At 71.0% G+C, this 18,117-nt stretch carries 12 protein-coding genes; all 12 read left to right on the top strand.

Features of this window, described 5'->3' with window-relative positions; genetic code table 11:
- Positions 1–95: 95 nt before the first annotated feature.
- Entirely contained in the window at positions 96–4,100 is a 4,005-nt protein-coding gene (gene eccCa / locus SD460_RS34950; protein WP_318307318.1) for a type VII secretion protein EccCa, read from the top strand.
- A gap of 22 nt (positions 4,101–4,122) precedes the next feature.
- Positions 4,123–4,935, top strand: coding sequence for an SDR family NAD(P)-dependent oxidoreductase (locus SD460_RS34945; RefSeq protein WP_290054806.1), 813 nt, complete (start codon positions 4,123–4,125; stop codon positions 4,933–4,935).
- 175 nt (positions 4,936–5,110) lie between these two features.
- Positions 5,111–6,418: an MFS transporter gene (locus tag SD460_RS34940; RefSeq protein WP_290054803.1), complete on the top strand. Its 1,308-nt coding sequence runs from the start codon at positions 5,111–5,113 to the stop codon at positions 6,416–6,418.
- A 38-nt stretch (positions 6,419–6,456) separates the two neighbouring features.
- A complete protein-coding gene (locus tag SD460_RS34935; RefSeq protein ID WP_290054800.1) occupies positions 6,457–7,200 on the top strand; it encodes an alpha/beta fold hydrolase in 744 nt (247 codons plus the stop codon).
- On the top strand, positions 7,197–8,774 hold the full coding sequence (locus tag SD460_RS34930; RefSeq protein ID WP_318307317.1) for an FAD-dependent monooxygenase: 1,578 nt from the start codon (positions 7,197–7,199) through the stop codon (positions 8,772–8,774). The genes SD460_RS34935 and SD460_RS34930 overlap by 4 nt, the downstream gene beginning before the upstream one ends.
- A gap of 20 nt (positions 8,775–8,794) precedes the next feature.
- A complete protein-coding gene (locus tag SD460_RS34925; protein WP_290054795.1) occupies positions 8,795–10,897 on the top strand; it encodes a hydantoinase/oxoprolinase family protein in 2,103 nt (700 codons plus the stop codon).
- 7 nt (positions 10,898–10,904) lie between these two features.
- Positions 10,905–13,193, top strand: coding sequence for a hydantoinase B/oxoprolinase family protein (locus SD460_RS34920; protein WP_290054793.1), 2,289 nt, complete (start codon positions 10,905–10,907; stop codon positions 13,191–13,193).
- A 94-nt stretch (positions 13,194–13,287) separates the two neighbouring features.
- Complete coding sequence (locus SD460_RS34915) at positions 13,288–13,851, top strand: hypothetical protein (protein ID WP_290054790.1); 564 nt, start codon at positions 13,288–13,290, stop codon at positions 13,849–13,851.
- Between the two features lies 1 nt (position 13,852).
- On the top strand, positions 13,853–15,259 hold the full coding sequence (locus SD460_RS34910) for a dihydrolipoyl dehydrogenase family protein (RefSeq protein ID WP_290054788.1): 1,407 nt from the start codon (positions 13,853–13,855) through the stop codon (positions 15,257–15,259).
- A gap of 85 nt (positions 15,260–15,344) precedes the next feature.
- On the top strand, positions 15,345–16,118 hold the full coding sequence (locus SD460_RS34905; RefSeq protein ID WP_290054785.1) for an alpha/beta fold hydrolase: 774 nt from the start codon (positions 15,345–15,347) through the stop codon (positions 16,116–16,118).
- On the top strand, positions 16,115–17,644 hold the full coding sequence (locus tag SD460_RS34900) for an MDR family MFS transporter (protein WP_290054783.1): 1,530 nt from the start codon (positions 16,115–16,117) through the stop codon (positions 17,642–17,644). Before SD460_RS34905 ends, SD460_RS34900 begins: the two co-directional genes overlap by 4 nt.
- Complete coding sequence (locus SD460_RS34895; protein ID WP_290054780.1) at positions 17,641–18,111, top strand: MarR family winged helix-turn-helix transcriptional regulator; 471 nt, start codon at positions 17,641–17,643, stop codon at positions 18,109–18,111. Before SD460_RS34900 ends, SD460_RS34895 begins: the two co-directional genes overlap by 4 nt.
- Positions 18,112–18,117: the final 6 nt, after the last annotated feature.

Here is an 18,117-nt window from a genome sequence, read left to right as displayed (position 1 = left end):
CCGGCGATGGCGGCCCATGCCACCTGCCCCTGTTCCGTCGCGACGCGCGGCAACGTCCCTGTGTCGGTCACCGTCCGGGTCGGTGAAAGGTTTCGATGAGCACTCTCCAGTTCAAGCGGTCGCCCCGATTGGCGGCGCCGCGGCCGCCGGGTGGTGAAGTCCACCTCGAGCCGCCGCCGGAGGTGCCGCGGGTCATTCCCGGGAACATCGTGCTGAAAGCGCTGCCGGTCGTGATGATCGTGGCGTCGCTGGGGTTGCTGGTGTTCTTGTTCCAGTCGAGCCAGCGCAACCCGCTGACGATCGCCCTGGGCGCCACCACGGTCCTCGGCACCCTCGGGATGATGGCGAGCGGCGGCGGCAAGGGCGGCGGGGCCAAGCGCGCCGAGATGGACGAAGACCGCAAGGACTACCTGCGCTACCTCGGGCAGATGCGTGACCGCGCGCGTGAGGCGATGGTCGACCAGCGCGCTGCCCTGGAGTGGGTGCATCCGGATCCGCAGTCGCTGTGGTCGCTCGCGGCCAGCCGCCGGATGTGGGAGCGCCGCCAGAACGACCAGGACTTCCTGCACCTGCGCGTGGGACGGAGTTCGCACCGGCTGGCCACGCGGCTCGTGCCGCCGCAGACGGGCCCGGTGGACGAGCTGGAGCCGATCTCGACCCTGGCGTTGCGCCGGTTCGTCCAGGCGCACTCGATCGTGCCCGACCTTCCCACCCAGATCGCGTTGCGGGGCTTCGCCGCGGTGTGCCTGCAAGGGGACCTGGAACTGACTCGGGGCCTGACCCGCGCGATGCTCGCGCAGATCGTTTCCTTCCACAGCCCGGAAGACGTGCTGATCGCGGTGGCGACCGCCGGGCGCGCCAAGGGGGAGTGGGAGTGGGCGAAGTGGCTGCCGCACGCCCAGCACCCGACGTTGGCCGACGGTATCGGGCCGATGCGGATGATGGCCGGTTCCTTGGCGCAGATCGAGGATTGGCTCGACGAAGAACTCCGTGACCGGCAGCGCTTCTCCCGCAACGCCACCCCGGCGCAGGATGAGCCGCACGTGGTGATCGTCCTCGACGACGCCGAGGTCACCCGCGAAGAGCAGATCATCCTCGAAGAGGGACTGGTCGGGGTGACGCTGATCGACCTGTCGGAGTCGATCGGCAACCTGGCTTCCCGGCGCGGCCTCCGGCTGGTGGTCGAGGCGGATCGGATGGGGGCGCGCAGCGCCGGCGGCGTCGAGTGGTTCGGCCGCCCGGACACGTTGAGCGTCGTGGAAGCGGAAACGCTGGCCCGGCGGATTTCCCCGTATCGCCTGGGTGGTTCAGGTGGCCAGGACGTCGGCGAGGAAGAGCCGCTGTTGTCCAACCCGTCGTTGCTGGAGCTGCTGGGCATCCCGGGTGACCCGATGACCTTCGACGTGCAGCAGGCGTGGCGGCCCCGCCCGATCCGTGACCGCTACCGCGTCCCCTTCGGTGTCGGGGAATACGGCCAGCCGGTCGAGCTGGACATCAAGGAAGCCGCCGCCGAAGGCATGGGCCCGCACGGGCTGTGCATCGGCGCGACCGGGTCGGGTAAGTCGGAGTTCCTGCGCACCCTGGTGCTCGGCATGCTGGCCACGCACTCCTCCAGCACGTTGAATTTCGTTCTGGTGGACTTCAAGGGTGGTGCGACGTTCCTCGGTTTGGACAAGGCTCCGCACGTGTCGGCGGTGATCACCAACCTCGCCGATGAGGTCACGCTGGTCGACCGGATGAAGGACGCGCTGGCGGGGGAGATGAACCGCCGTCAGGAAGCGTTGAAGAACGGCGGCAACTTCAAAAACGTCTGGGAGTACGAGAAAGCCCGCGAGAACGGCGCTGATCTCGACCCGCTGCCCGCGTTGTTCATCGTGTGTGACGAGTTTTCCGAGCTGCTCTCGGCGAAACCGGACTTCATCGACCTGTTCGTCGCGATCGGCCGGCTGGGCCGGTCGCTGCAGATGCACATGCTGCTGGCCTCCCAGCGGCTGGAGGAAGGCAAGCTGCGTGGTCTGGACTCGCACCTGTCCTACCGCATCGGGTTGAAGACGTTCTCGGCGGCGGAGTCGCGGGCGGCGATCGGGGTGCCGGACGCGTTCGAACTCCCGTCGGTGCCCGGGGGTGGGTATTTGAAGTTCGACACGTCCACGTTGGTGCGGTTCAAGGCTTCCTATGTGTCGGGCCCGTACCGCCCGGCCGGGCTGAAAGCGGCCGGGCCGGCGGCGACGGTGGTGCGGGCGGACAAACGCCCGCAGTTGTTCGTGCCGGACTTCGTGGAGCTGCCGAAGGAGCCGGAGCTGATCGAAACCCCGGTCGCGGCGGCGCCGCAGTCGGAGGAGGCGGTGGAGCCTTCGGAGCTGGATGTGATCGTGTCGCGGCTGGTGGGCCAAGGCCCGCCGGCGCACGAGGTGTGGCTGCCGCCGCTGAAGGACCCCAACTCCCTGGACACGCTGCTGCCCAACCTCAACCCCACCGACGACCGGGGTCTGTCCCCGGTCGGGTTTTTCGGCAACGGCCGCCTGCAGGTGCCCCTCGGCATCATCGACCGGCCATACGAGCAGCGCCGTGACCCGCTCTGGGCGGACTTTTCCGGGGCGTCCGGGCACGGGGTGATCGTGGGGGGTCCGCAGTCGGGGAAGTCGACGATGCTGCGGACGCTGATCATGTCGATGGCCCTGACCCACACGCCGGAGGAGGCGCAGTTCTACTGCCTGGACCTCGGTGGCGGCACCCTGACCGGCCTCGCCGACCTGCCCCACGTCGGCGGCGTCGCCGTCGCCCGGCGGGAGCCGGACAAGGCCCGCCGGATCGTGGCCGAGCTGACCACGCTGCTGACCGAGCGGGAGGGCCGGTTCGGGGCGATGGGCATCGACTCGATGACCGAGTTCCGCAACCGCAAACGCCGCGGGGAGATCCGCCCGGACCAGGACCCGTTCGGCGACGCGTTCCTGGTCGTGGACAACTGGCGCGCCCTGCGCGATGACTTCGAAGAGCTGGAAACCACGATCACCCGCCTGGCCACCCAGGGCCTCTCCTACGGCGTGCACGTGATCGTGGCGGCGAACCGGTGGGCCGACATCCGCCCGGCGATCAAGGACATGCTGGGCACCCGGTTCGAACTGCGCCTCGGTGACCCGACCGAGTCCGACATCGACCGCCGGGTCGCGGTGAACATCCCGGCCGGACGCCCAGGCCGCGGCCTGACCCGGGAGAAGCTGCACATGCTCGGCGGTCTCCCGCGCATCGACGGCTCCAGCGACCCCGAAACCATCGCCGCCGGGGTGGCGGACGCGGTGGGCAAGATCAAGGGTGCGTGGCGGGGCCGGGTGGCGCCGCAGGTGCGGCTGCTGCCGGAGATGATCACCTACGAGGAGGTCCTCAAGCTCGACACGGCGCGGGAGTCGAAGCTGGTCCCGATCGGAGTCAACGAGGAAGACCTGCAGCCGATCTACCTGGACTTCAACGCCGAGCCGCACTTCTACGCCTTCGCCGACGGCGAATCCGGCAAGACGAACCTGCTGCGGCAGATCGCCCGCGGTATTTCGGAGCGCTACACCTCCTCGGAGGCGTTGATCCTGCTGGTGGACTACCGGCGCACGATGCTCGGTTTCGTCCAAGGTGACGCGCTGTTGGGGTATGCGGTGTCGGCGAACCAGCTGGAGAGCATGGTCGGGGACGTCTTCAATTCGATGACGCGGCGGTTGCCGGGTCCGGATGTGACGCAGGAGCAGTTGAAGACGCGGTCGTGGTGGAAGGGCCCGGAGTTGTTCATCCTGGTCGATGACTACGACCTGGTCGCCACCTCGACGGCCAACCCGCTGCGGAAGATCTCCGACTTCCTCCCGCAGGCCAAGGATGTGGGTCTGCACCTGGTGGTGGTGCGCCGCACGGGTGGTGCGAGCAAGGCGATGTATGACCCGATCATCGGGAAGTTGAAGGAGATCGCGGCGCCGGGCATGGTGATGAACGGTTCGCGTGATGAGGGTGCGCTGGTCGGCAACATCAAGCCGTCGGCGATGCCGCCGGGGCGGGGGAATCTGCTGACCCGGAAGAACGGCAAGCAGTTGATCCAGGTGTCGTGGATCCAGCCCGACTAGATTTCGAATTCAGGAGACATCCATGACTTTTCTGGTGACCGGGACGTCCAGCGGGATCGGGCGGGCGATCGCCGTCCGGCTCGCCGAGCGCGGACACGACGTGGTGGCCGGGGTGCGGAAGATCGCCGACGCTCCGGCACATCCCCGCATCCGGCCGGTGGAGCTCGATGTGACCGACGCGGCGCAGCTGGCCGCGGTGGCGAAGGACATCGGCCCGTTGAGCGGACTGGTCAACAACGCCGGAGTCACGGTTTCCGCTCCGGTGGAGCACATTCCGCTCGACCGGTTGCGGGCGCAGTTCGAGGTCAACGTGGTCGGAGTCGTGGCCGTGTGCCAGGCTTTCCTGCCGGCGGTCCGCGCCGGACGGGGGCGGGTCGTGATGATCAGCTCCTCGAGCGGCCGGGTCGCGATCCCGCTCCTCGGTGCTTACAGCGCCTCGAAGTTCGCCGTCGAGGCGCTTTCGGACTCGTTGCGCCAGGAACTGCGGCCGTGGAACGTGCCCGTGGTGGTCGTCGAGCCCGGCAGTTTCCAGTCGCGGAACCGGGCGAGCACCGAGGCCGCGGCGGCGGCCGACCGCGTGACGATGGGCGAGACCGCGGAGCGTCAGTACGGTTCCGCGACGGACACGTACCTGGAGTTCAGCAGGAAGGTGGAGGCGGGAGCCGGAGCGCCGGAACGGGTCGCCGCGGTCGTCGAACGCGCGCTCACGGCGAAGCGCCCGCGGTCGCGTTACCAGGTCGGTGCCGACGCGCACTTGCTGCTGGCGCTGGGCCGGGTACTGCCGGGCCGGGCCATGGACGTGGTGCTGGCCAAGAGCCTCGGCTCGCCGAGCTGATTTCCTCCGGGTCTCCCCGAACGAGACGGATCGTCCCCGGTCGAGTGCTGGTCAACCCGTGTCCGAAGTTGTAGAGTGAGCGCTACATACAGAGCTTCCCCGGGGGGACGTAACCGGCCGCCGCAACGAAGCGAGGTTTCCCTTGAACGTCCTTGAACAGGTGAAGAACTCACCGATGAGCCGCGCGCAGGTGAGAGCGGTCGCGCTGTGCCTCGTGATCAACCTGGTCGACGGGTTCGACCTCCTGGTCACCTCCTACGTCGGGCCGTCGATCACCCGGCAGTGGAGCTTGTCCCCGTCGTCGGTGGGCGTGCTGCTCAGCGGCGGGCTGGCCGGCATGGCCGTCGGCGGGCTCTTCCTCGCCCCGCTGGCCGACCGCGTCGGACGCCGCTCGCTGACCCTCGCCTGCCTCGCCCTGGCGTCGCTGGGCATGCTCGCCGCCGCCGCGGCGCAGGACTTCGGCCAGCTGCTCGCCTGCCGCGTGGTGACGGGAGCGGCCGTCGGCGCGATGGCGGCCAGCCTGCCGGTGCTCACCTCCGAGTACGCGAACCACCGGCGCCGGGGGCTGGTGGTCGCGCTGATCACCACCGGCTACGGCCTGGGGTCGGTGATCGCGGGAATCGCGTCGAGCGTGCTGCTGGGCGCGTTCGGCTGGCGTTCGGTCTTCGTGTTCGGCGCCGTCGTCACGGCTCTCCTCTTCGCCGTGGCGCTGCGGTTCCTGCCGGAGTCGATGGACTTCCTCGTCGCCCGCCGTCCGTCCCGGGCACTGGAGAAGCTCAACCGGATCCTCGTCTCGATAGGCCGCACCCCGGTCGAGGAGCTGCCCGCGGCACCGTCGGCGGCGACGACGCGCAAGGTGGTCCTCGACTCGCTGTTCCGCGGGAGCAACGCGGTGCGGACCGTGCTGGTCTGGGTCGCTTTCGTGTCGGCGCAGCTGATGTTCTACTTCGCCAGTTCGTGGACGCCCAGCCTGCTGCTGAAGGCCGGGATGTCCAGCGGACAGGGCATCAGCGGCGGAGTCCTGCTGAGCCTCGGCGGCGTGACGGGCGCGGTCCTGCTGGGACTGCTGGTCTCCAAGTTCGGCCCGCGCCGGCTGACGGCGGCCTACTTCGGCATCGGCGCCCTCGCGCTCATCCTGTTCTCCTTCTCGCTCGGGATGCTGGCGATCGCCCTGGTCGTGGCCGTGCTGGTCGGGTTGTTCCTCAACGGGACGGTGACCGGGATCAACGTCATCGTGCCGAGCCTGTACCCGGCCGAAGCCCGCGCGACCGCCCTCGGCATGGCGGTCGCGGTGAGCCGGCTCGGTGCCGTCCTGGCCCCGCTGCTCGCCGGGTTCCTGCTGCAGGCGGGCTGGGCGCCGGCCTCGATGTTCCGCTTCTTCGCGATCCCCGGTGTCGTCGGTGCCGTCGCGACGCTCCTGCTCGCCCGGTTCGGGCGGGTGCGTGAGAACGAAGCCACCCCAGTCGTCGCGCGGCTGCCGTGACCGGCGATCCGACGTACGATCCACAAAGGAGGACGGACGTGCCTGCCCTGCTGTTGCTGCACGGCGGCGGGCCCGGCGTGGACGCCGCGAGCAACTGGGCGAGCGTGCGGGCCGGGTTCGACGGTGAGTTCCGCTGCCTGGCCCCCGATCTGCTCGGCTTCGGCACCCAGATCGCCGGGACGGGCGGGCTCAAGGGGCCGCGGGCGTGGGCACTCGCCCGCGCCCGGCAGGTCCTCGATCTCCTCGACCGCCACGGGCTGGACCGCGTGCACCTCGTCGGCAACTCCGCCGCCGGCGGTGCCGCGGCACTCGCGCTGCTGTCCGTGGCCCCCGATCGGGTCGACCGCGCGGTCGTCATGGGCGGCGCGGGCACGGGAGGGCTGCCGGCAACGGTTCCCTTCTACGACAACCCGACCCGGAGGTCCATGCGGGCGACGCTCGGCCGGCTGGTCGCCGACGAGGGTGTCCAAGAAGGACTCCTGGACGAACTGGCCGAGCTCCGGCTGAAGCAGGCGGTCCGCCCGGGCGCGGAGGCGGCGTTCCGGTCGATGTTCGCCGACGTCGTGGGCGGACCGCCGCCGGTCGACCCGGCCAAGATCACCAACCCGGTGCTCGCTCTGCACGGCGAGTGCGACCGGGTCCAGCCGGTCGAGGTCTCCGAGCGCCTGGCCGAATCGCTGCCCCACGGGCGCCTGCACGTGGTGGCGGGCGCCGGGCACTGGATCCACGTCGACCGGCCGGACGAGTTCACCAAGCTGGTAGGGGAGTTCCTGAGCGCATGACCGGAATCCTGATCGTCGGCGCCGGCCCCGCCGGCCTGACCCTCGCCATCGACCTCGCGCAGCGCGGCGTGCCCTGTCACGTCGTCGAGGCCACCGACGAGCGGCCCGTGAACCCGCGGTGCAACACGACGTCCGCGCGGTCGATGGAGATCTTCCGGCGGCTCGGGCTGGCCGACGAGATCCGCCGGGCCGGGCTGCCCGAGGACTACCCGACGTCGATCCAGTACCGGACGACGCTGGACGGCGAGGAGATCTACCGCATCGACCTGCCGTCCACGCACGACGTCCTGGCCGGCGTCGGCCAGGACGGCTGGCCCACGCCGGAGCCGCAGCACCGGGTCTCGCAGTTGTACCTCGAGCCCATCCTGGAGAACCACGCGCGCAAGCTGCCCGGGCTGACCTTCGAACGCGGCACGCGGCTGGTGGAACTGCGGCAGCACGACGACCACGTCGAGGCGGTCGTGGAGTCCGGCGGGGAGATGCGCACCCTGCGGTACGCCTACGTCGTCGGCTGCGACGGCGCCCACAGCACCGTCCGGCGGCAGCTGGGCATCCGGTACGAAGGCGTCGACGCGATCCAGCGGTTCGTGTCCACCTTCGTCCGCTCGCCCGAGCTGGGCCGGCTCGCCGCGAAGGACCGGGCCTGGACGTACTGGACCTACGGCCGCCGGATCGCGTCGCTGATCGCCATCGACGGCCAGGAACTGTGGCTCAACCACGTCGCCTTCCCGCCGGACCACGACACCGAGGGCGAGGACCCGGAACAGCTGCTGCGGGAGTCGGTGGGCCGTCCGGTCGAGCACGAGGTGCTCGGCGTGGTGCGCTGGACCGGGCGCCGGCTGGTCGCCCAGCGGTACCGCGCCGGTCGCGTGTTCCTGGCCGGCGACGCCGCCCACATCTGGATCCCGGTCGGCGGGTTCGGGATGAACGCGGGCATCCAGGACGCGGCCACGCTGAGCTGGATGCTGGCCGCCGTCCACCACGGCTGGGCGCCCCCGGAGCTGCTGGACGCCTACGAACTCGAGCGCAAGCCGGTCGGCGAGCAGTTCGCCGCCGCCGTGGGGGCGCAGGCCCGGACGTCGTTCGCGGACGTCTCCCCGGACATCCACCTGGCCGGGCCCGAAGGCGAGCGGGCCCGGGCGGAGTTCGCCGCGCGGCTGGCCGAAACCGAGCCGCGGCGCTATTCGCCCGACGGCTTCAGCTTCGGCTACCACTACGCGGGCTCGCCGCTGGTCGTCGGGGGCGAAGACGGCGTCGACATCACCATGGGCGGCTACCAGGATCGCGCGCGGCCCGGGTTCCGGCTGCCGCACGTCCGGCTCGACGACGGCCGGCCGGTGTTCGACGTGCTCGGCTCCGGCTTTACCCTGCTGCGCACGGACCCGGGCGTCGCCATCACGCCGTGGACCCTCGCCGCCCGCGACCTCGGGATCCCGCTCACCGTCGTCGACCTGCCCGGCCGCTACCCCGCCGAGCTGCTGCTCGTGCGCCCGGACCAGCACGTCGCCTGGATGGGCGGCGCCGACGACCACCCCGGCGAGCTCCTCAGCACCGTGACCGCCCGCCGCCGGTAACCACCACCAGGAGAAACGCAATGCCATACGCACTGGGCATCGACGTCGGCGGCACGTTCACCGACGCGGTCGCCTCCGACGGCGCCGGGCGGATCGTGTCGGCCAAGACGCCGACGACCCCGCCGAACCGCGAGGTCGGGGTCATGCGCGCGATCGAGGACCTCGCCGCCGAACTCGGCATCGGCGTCGGCGAGCTGCTCTCGCAGACCGACTACATCGCCCACGGCACGACCGCGTCGATCAACGCACTGGTGCAGGGCCAGGTCGCCGACGTCGGGCTGATCGCCACCAAGGGGCACCGGGACGCGATCTACATCATGAACGCCGAAGGCCGCACCCTCGGCCGCTCGGCCCACGAAATCCAGGACACACTCCGGCAGCGCAAGCCCGCGCCGCTGATCCCGAAGTACCGGGCCCTCGAAGTCACCGAGCGCATCGACCACGCCGGGAAGGTCCTGGTGCCCCTCGACGAAGACGAGGTGCGCCGGGTCGCTCAGTCTCTTGTGGACCAAGGCGTCGAGGCGATCGCCGTCTGCCTGCTGTGGTCGTTCAAGAACGGTGGCCACGAGCAGCGCGTCCGCGAGCTGATCCACGAGATCGCGCCCGACATGTACGTCACGCTGTCCTCGGAGGTCAGTCCGCGCATCCGCGAATTCGCGCGGACGTCCACGACGATCATGAACGCCCAGGTCGGTCCGCGGCTGCGCACTTACCTGGTGCCGCTGCAGAAGCAGCTGGAGGAGGGCGGGCTCAAGGGGCCGCTGCTGGTCATGCAGAGCGAAGGCGGCACCATCACCGCCGACCGGGCCCCCGAGCACGCCATCACCACGGTGGGGTCCGTGCTGTCCGGCGGGGTGATCGGCGGGATGCGCCTGGCCGAACAACTGGGGCACCGCAACGTGATCACCACCGACGTCGGCGGGACGACGTTCCTCGCGGGGCTGATCGTCGACGGCGAGCCGGTGATGGCGCCCGGCTCGATCGTGAACCAGTTCCCGATCAACGCGGCGACGATCCGCGTGCACACCATCGGCTCCGGCGGCGGTGCGCTCGCGTCCGTCGACGAAGGCGGCAACCTGCGGCTCGGCCCGCAGAGCGCCGAAGCCGTCCCCGGCCCGGCCTGCTACGGCAACGGCGGGACCCGGCCGACCAACACCGACGCCAACCTCGTGCTCGGCATCCTCAGCGAACGCGGGCTGCTCGGCGGCCGCAAGCCGCTGCGGCTGGACCTGGCGCGGGAGGCGATCCGCGAGCACGTCGCCGAACCGCTCGGCCTCACCGTCGAGGAAGCCGCCATCGCCATCCACGAGGTGCAGAACGCGCAGGCGGGCGACCTCCTGCGCCGGTCGGTCGTGCAGGCCGGCTACGACCCACGGGACTTCGTCGCCTACGCCTTCGGGGGAGCGGGACCCGCGCACTGCGCCGGGTACTGCCAGGACCTCGGCGTCAGCGAGGTCGTCGTGCCGCTCGGGCCGGTCGCCTCCGCCTTCTCGGCGTACGGGCTCGCGGCCTCCGACGTCGCGCTGAGCGCGGAACTGTCCGACCCGTCGTCGTTCCCGGTCGACCACAGCGTGCTCGAGTCCCACTTCGCCCGGCTGGAAGCCGACCTGCAGCGCGCGCTCGACCGGCAGAAGGTGAAGTTCCACGACGTGTCGCTGCACCGCGAGATCGACCTGCGGTACTCGATGCAGGTCACCGAGCTCGCCACGGCCGTCCCCGACGCGCAGTTCACCGAGCGCACCGGCGACGAGATCCTCGAGCGCTTCGAGGAGCAGTACGAGCGCATCAACGGCAGTGGCGCCGGTTACCGCGAAGCCGGCGTGCAGGCGATCACCTACCGCATGCGGGCCAAGGCCGGTCTCGGCTTCCCGATCGCGCTGCCGGAGGTCCCGCCCGCCGACGGCCCCGATCCGCGGGAGGCCCTGCTCGGCGAACGCTCGGTCTGCCTCGACTCGCAGACCGGCTACGTGCTGACTCCCGTCTACGACTACGCGCGGCTGCGCGCGGGCCACGAACTCGTCGGACCGGCCATTGTGGACGTCCCGACCACGGTGGTCGTGGTCCCGGCCGGGGTCACCGGCCGCGTCGACCACCTCGGCAACCTCGTGCTGCGCTACCAGTGAGGAAACCATGACTTCGAAAATCCCCGGCGCGGACGAGTTCACCAGCCGCCCCATGCCGCGCGAAGAACTGCTGCGGCAGATCTCGCCTTCCCTGCCCCTGCAACAGAACGGCGACGCCGACGTCGACGCGCTGACCTACGAGGTCGTCCGGCACCGGCTGTGGGCGATCACCCAGGAGATGGGGGAGACGCTGAGGCGGATGTCCGGCTCGCACGTCGTCACCGAGTCCAACGACTTCAACTTCTCCATCTGCGACGAGCTCGGCGAGCAGGTCCAGGTCGGCACGTACAACATCGGCCTGATCGGCTCGATGGACCTGGCCATCACGTGGACGTTGCGCAACCGCAGCGACAACCCCGGCATCGCCGAGGGCGACATGTTCCTGTGCAACGACCCGTGGATCGGCGGCGGGCTGCACCAGAACGACGCCGCGATCCTGGCGCCGATCTTCCACGACGGCCGGCTGTTCGGCTGGACGACGGCGATCGCGCACCAGGTCGACCTCGGCGGGCCGCGGCCGGGCTCGTTCAGCCCGTCCGCGCAGGACGTCTTCGGCGAGGCCGTCCCGACGCCGCCGATGAAGGTCGTCCGCGGCGGTGTGCTGCAGCGCGACGTCGCCGAAGCCTGGGTCCGCCGCTCGCGGTTGCCGCACCTGGTGGGCCTCGACCTGCGCGCCAAGATCGCCGCCAACAAGAACGCCGCCGAGCAGATCCTGCGGCTCATCACCAAGTACGGCGCCGACACGGTGAAGTCCGTGATGCGCCGGATGATGGACGACGCCGAACGCCGGCTGCGCGCCAAGCTCGAGACGTTGCCTGACGGGACGTGGAGCGCGGTCGGCTACCAGGAGCAGTCGCAGACCGGCGACCGCGGCCTGCACGCCATCAAGGTCGCGATGACGAAGGAAGCCGACAAGCTCGTCTTCGACTTCCGCGGCACCGCCGGGCAAACCGGCATCATCAACTGCCCTTATCCGGGGCTGCGGGCCGGGATCGTGTTCACGATGCTTCCGTTGCTGGCGGGGGACATCCCGTGGGCGGCGGGCGGGCTGATGCGCTGCTTCGAGATCATCACCGACGAGGACACCATCACCAACGCGTCCTTCCCGGCCGCCGTGGGCAAGGGACCCTTCGGCCCGGCCTGGGGTTCGGGCAACCTCGTCGCCGAGGTGCTGGCCAAGATGCTGGACGCCGAGCCGGACCACCGCACCGACGTGCAATCCATCTGCAACGGCACCACCGACCTCTGCGTGGTGTCCGGTGTGGACGTTCGCGGCGGGGGCGGCAAAGGGTTCGTGTCGCCCATCTTCGACGTCATGGCGGGCGGCTACGGCGCGCAGGTGTACCACGACGGCGTCGACACCGGCGGCCGGTTGATCATCCCCGCCGCGCGGGCGCCGGACGTCGAGATGACCGAGTACCTCTACCCGCTCGTCGCCCTGTGGCGCCGTGAGCAGATCGACTCCGGCGGGCCGGGGCGGCAGCGGGGCGGGATGAGCGGCTCGGTCTGCTACGTCCAGCACCCCGACCAGACGGGGACCCTGTCGCTGGTCGTCTCCGGGACCGGCAAGGTCGCGAACCAGAACGTCGGCCTGGCCGGGGGCTATCCCGGCAACTCCCAGCTCGACCTCGTCGTCCGCGGGGTCCGAGAACCCCAGCTCGCCCAGGCCGTCACCATCCCCGCCGACCTGGGCGAGCTGGGCGGGCAGATCGAGGTGCTGCCCTGCGAGGGCGAGTCGCACCTCGGGCCGGGTGACGCGCTGTACCTGCACTGGCAGGCCGGGGGTGGCTACGGCGACCCGCTGCTGCGTTCGCCGGAGAGCGTCCGCGACGACGTGGCGCAGGTACGGGTGTCGGCCGAGGCCGCTCGGGACGTCTACGGCGTCGTGCTCCGCGCCGGCGAGGTGGACGTGACCGCGACCGGCGAGGTGCGCGAGAAGCTGCGACGCCGTCGTTCGCCGGGTGTCGCTCTCGAGCCGATCGGCACCCCGGACCTGGCGGAGGTGCGCCGGCTCGACGACAACCTGGTGGTCCTGGCGAGCGGAACGGTGGCGTGCGTCCACTGTGGAACGGAGATCGGGCCCCTGGAAGGGGGCGCGTACGTGGCTTCGCTGGCCCGCCGGGACGCGGCGCCGACCGAAGCGGGGCCGCACATCTGGCACGACCCGCTCGAGTACGTCGACGCGGAAGTCGTGTTCCGCCAGCTGTTCTGCCCGGGGTGCCTGACCGCGGTCAACTCGCGCGTGGTGCCGGTGGACCACCCGCTGCCGGCCGACGATTACCGGCGCTGGGCCTGACGTAAGACTTCGGATAGAACGTTCGGTCTTGACACTGGGCGGCCCAGCGGCCATGCTGAGATGAGATAGAACGTTCGGTCTTGCGAAAGGGATCATGGTGACTACTGTCGACTCGCCCGCCGTAGGTGGGTTCGCTCCGGCGCTACGCCGGTTGTACTTCGTGCGGTTCGCGTTCGCCATCGTGTGGGCGGTCTTGGTGTTCCTGACCACCAAGTCGGGCCTGGGGGCGGTCAGCGTCGCCCTGGTCGTCGTCTACCCGCTGTTCGACGTCGGGTCGGCCATCGTGGACGCCCGGTCGGCGAAGGGGAACGGTTCGGTCACCGGGCTGTACGTGAACATGGCGATCAGCCTGCTCGCCACCATCGGCATCGGCGTCGCCGCCGCGTCGGGCATCCCGGCGGTGCTGCGGGTGTGGGGCGCCTGGGCGATCGTGGCCGGTCTGGTCCAGCTGGTCGTCGGCATCTCCCGCCGCAAGATGGGCGGCCAGTGGCCGATGATCCTCAGCGGCGGCATCTCCGTGCTGGCCGGCGCCAACTTCGTCATCAGCGCCTCCGCGGCGAACCCGGCGCTGTCCGGGGTGGCCGGTTACGCCGTCCTCGGCGGCATCTTCTTCCTCGTCTCGGCGATCCGGCTCGGCCGCGCCGCGAAGGGGAACTGACGTGAGCGACTACGACGTCATCGTCATCGGGGCCGGCCCGGTCGGGGAAAACGTGGCCGACCGGCTGGTGCAGGGCGGCCTGACCGCCGCGATCGTCGAGCGGGAACTGGTCGGGGGCGAGTGCTCCTACTGGGCCTGCATGCCCACCAAGGCCCTGCTGCGCAGCGGTGCGGCCCTCCGCGCCGCCCGGCAGGTGCCCGGCGCGCGGGAAGCCGTCACCGGCGAGCTCGACGTGGCCGCCGTCCTCCGCCGTCGCGACGACTTCGCGTCCCACTGGAACGACGAGGGCCAGGTGTCCTGGCTCGACTCGGTCGGCGTCCCGCTGCTGCGCGGACACGGCCGGATCGCCGGCGACCGGATCGTCGAGGTGACCGCCGCCGACGGCACCACCACGACGCTGACCGCGCGCCACGCGGTCGTCGTCGCCACCGGCAGCGGCGCGCTGGTCCCGGACATCGAGGGCCTCCGCGACGCGAAGCCGTGGACGAGCCGTGAAACCGTTGCGGCGAAGGAGGTTCCGGCCCGGCTCGCCGTCATCGGCGGCGGCGTGGTCGCCTCCGAGATGGCGACCGCGTTCAGCCAGCTGGGGTCGTCGGTGACGATGCTGGCCCGCGACGGCGTGCTGCACCTGAACGAGCCGTTCGTCGGCGAGCAGGTGGCGGCTTCGTTGCAGGACAAGGGGGTTTCGGTCCGCATCGGCGCCGAGGCCGGGTCCGTCAAGCGCAACGACGACGGCACGGTGTCGATCACGCTCACCGACGGCGAGCAGATCGAAGCCGACGAACTGCTCGTCGCGATCGGCCGCACGCCGAACACCCAGGACCTCGGCCTGGAGAACATCGGCCTGAAGCCGGGGTCCTGGCTGACGGTCGACGACACGATGCGGGTCAACGACTGGCTGTACGCGGCCGGTGACGTGAATCGCCGTGTTTTGCTTACGCACCAAGGCAAGTACCAGGCCCGCGCGGTGGGCGACGTCATCGTGGCCCGCGCCAAGGGGGAGCCGGTCGACGACGCTCCCTGGGGCCGGCACGCGGCCACCGCCGACGAGCGCGCGGTGCCGCAGGTCGTCTTCACCGAGCCGGAAGTCGCGTCGGTGGGCCTGACCGCGGCCAAGGCCGAGGCCGCCGGGCTGCGCACCCGCGTCGTCGACTACGACCTGGCCGCCACGGCGGGATCCGCCGTGCACGCCGAGGGCTACCGCGGGCATGCCCGGATGGTCGTCGACGAGGACCGCAAGGTGCTCGTCGGCTTCACCCTCGTCGGCCCGGACGTCGCGGAGATGATCCACGCGGCGACCATCGCGATCGCCGGCGAAGTGCCGATCGACCGGCTCTGGCACGCGGTCCCGGCTTTTCCCACCGTCAGCGAGGTGTGGCTGCGGCTGCTCGAAGCCTACGGCCGCTGACCCACCCGGCCGGTGCCCCGGCCCCGCCGCGATCCGGCGGGGCGGGGCACCGGCACGCCTTCCTTTCCCCGAAAGGGGTTTCGCCATGCGTTTCCGCTTCTCCCGCCTCGCCGTCGCCGGCGTCGCGGCCCTCGCCCTGTTCGCCGCTTCCGCACCGGCCACGGCCACCGCCACCGGCGGCCCGAAGCCGACCATCGTCCTCGTGCACGGCGCGTGGGCCGACTCCTCGAGCTGGGCCCCCGTCATCGAGCGGCTGCGCCGGGACGGCTACCCCGTCCGCGCCATCGCCGACCCGTTGCAGGGCCTGACGAGTGACACCGCCTACGTCACCAGCTACCTGTCCACAATAGACGGCCCGAAGGTGCTGGTCGGCCACTCCTACGGCGGCGCGGTGATCACCAACGCCGCCACGAAGGTCACCGGCGTCAAGTCGCTCGTCTACATCGCCGGGTTCATCCCGGTCGCCGGCGAGACCATCGGCGAGCTTGCCGCGAAGTCGTCGACGCCGCTGCCGCTGATCGCCACCCAGGTCCCGGCCGGCACCGAAGTCGTCATCGACCCGGCGCAGTTCCCCGCGGCCTTCGCCGGCGACCTCGACCGCACCACCGCGGCCGACCTGGCCACCACGCAGCGGCCCGCCAACACCAAGGCCGTCACCGACGCCAGCGTCGCCGAAGGGTTCCGCACCATCCCGTCCTGGGCGCTCATCCCGCGCCAGGACCGCGCGATCAGCCCCGACGTGCAGCGCTTCATGACCGGCCGGGCCGGCGCCCGCACCACCGAGGTGGACGGCTCCCACGCCGTCCTGCTCAGCCGGCCCGACGTCGTCACCAAGCTCATCGAACAAGCCGCGCGATGACCGCCGAGACCCTCCCGCGCGCCGTTCCCGCGCCGATGACCCACAAGCAGATCCTGCAGGCCCTGTCCGGGCTGTACCTGGGGATCTTCGTGGCCATCCTGTCCTCGACCGTCGTGACCAACGCACTGCCGACGATCGTCGCCGACCTGCACGCCGGCCAGAGCGTCTACACCTGGGTGATCACCGCGACGCTGCTCTCCACGACGGTGTCGAGCCCGGTCTGGGGCAAACTGGCCGACCTGGTCAGCAAGAAGCTGCTCGTGCAGGCCAGCCTGACCATCTTCACGGTGGGCTCGGTGCTGTCGGGCCTGTCCGCCGACGCCGGCCTGCTCATCGCGGCCCGCGTCGTGCAGGGGATCGGCGCGGGCGGGCTGATGGCGCTCATCCAGGTGATCATCGCGACGATGATCCCGCCACGGGAACTCGGGCGGTACTCCGGCTACTTCGGCGCGGTGTTCGCGGTCGGGACCAGCGCCGGGCCGCTGATCGGCGGCCTCATCGTCGACACGGACTGGCTGGGCTGGCGCTGGTGCTTCTTCGTCGGCGCGCCGTTCGCCGTCGTCGCGCTGATCATGCTGCAGAAGACGCTGAACCTGCCGGTCGTGAAGGGCTCGGTGAAGGTCGACTGGGCCGGCTCCGCGCTGCTGACGGCCGCGGCGTCGGTCCTGCTGATCTGGGTGACGCTCGCCGGCGACCGCTACGCCTGGCTGTCCTGGCAGACCGCCGTCCTGCTCGGCGGCACCCTGCTGCTGACACTGGCGTTCGTCGCCGTCGAACGGCGGGCCGCGGCCCCGGTGCTGCCGCTGTGGCTGTTCCGCACCCGGACCGTGCTGCTGGCCATCACGGCGGGCCTCGCGATCGGGGTCGCCCTCTACTCCGCGACGACCTACCTGAGCCAGTACTTCCAGCTGGCCGAAGGCAAGTCGCCCACGGTGGCGGGGCTGCTCGCGCTCCCGCAGATCCTCAGCCTCGCCTTGGCGTCCACCGTCGCCGGCCGGATCATCACCGCCACCGGCCGCTGGAAGCCGATCCTGGTCACCGGCGCCGTGCTGATCACCGCCGGGCTGACGCTGCTCGGCTTCACCGACCGCGACACGCCCTACTGGCAACTGGCCGTCGCGATGACCCTGCTCGGCCTGGGGCTGGGCAGCACGCTGCAGAACCTCGTCCTGGCGGTCCAGAACCAGGTGAACCCGCGCGAACTCGGCGCGGCGACCTCGTCGGTGTCGTTCTTCCGCACGCTCGGCGGCACCATCGGGGTGTCCGCACTCGGCGCCGTGCTGGCCGGCCAGGTCGGGCACCACATCGCGGAAAAGCTGGGCTCCGCCGCCACCGGCGGTTCCCTGTCCCGGCCGGCCGAGCTGCCGCCGGCGGTCCGGGCCGTCGTCGAGGACGCCTACGGGCAGGCGACCGGCACCCTCTTCCAGTACGCGGTGCCGCTGGCGCTGGTCGCGCTGGTGTGCGTGCTGTTCATCCGGGAAGTGCCGCTCCGGACCACCAACGCCGTGCCCGGGGATGCGCGATGACACTGGACGAAGAAACGATCACCGGCCTCGAACGCGAGTTCGCCGTCTTCGTCCGCCAAGACCGGGCGGCGCTGGGCCGGCTCGGCCGGGAGGTGCACCCGGACCTCAAGGTCGCGGCGTACCGCCTCCTGGCCCACCTCGCCGAGCGCGGCCCCCGCCGTCCGACCGAACTCGCGTGCCACGTCGGCGTGACGTCGCCGACGATCTCGCGCCAGCTCCAGCACCTGGAGGAGCTCGGGTTGATCGAGCGGGTCGGGGCACCCGACGACGGGCGCGCGTACCTGGTGCGGTTGACGGACATCGGGCATCGCCGGGTCGAAGAGGTCGGGGTGGCTCGACGGCGGCGGCTGGACAAGCTGCTCGGCTCGTGGGCCGAGGAGGACGTCGACACGTTCGCCGAGCTGCTGGCCAGGTTCAACGGAAGTGCCGCCACCCCGGCTCCCCGCCGGTGCGGGGGAGTCGAGTGACACCGG

This window comes from Amycolatopsis solani (genome assembly GCF_033441515.1).
Lineage (GTDB): Bacteria > Actinomycetota > Actinomycetes > Mycobacteriales > Pseudonocardiaceae > Amycolatopsis > Amycolatopsis solani.
The sequence above is the reverse complement of the archived record's forward strand: the minus strand, read 5'-3'. Positions and strand labels throughout refer to the sequence as shown.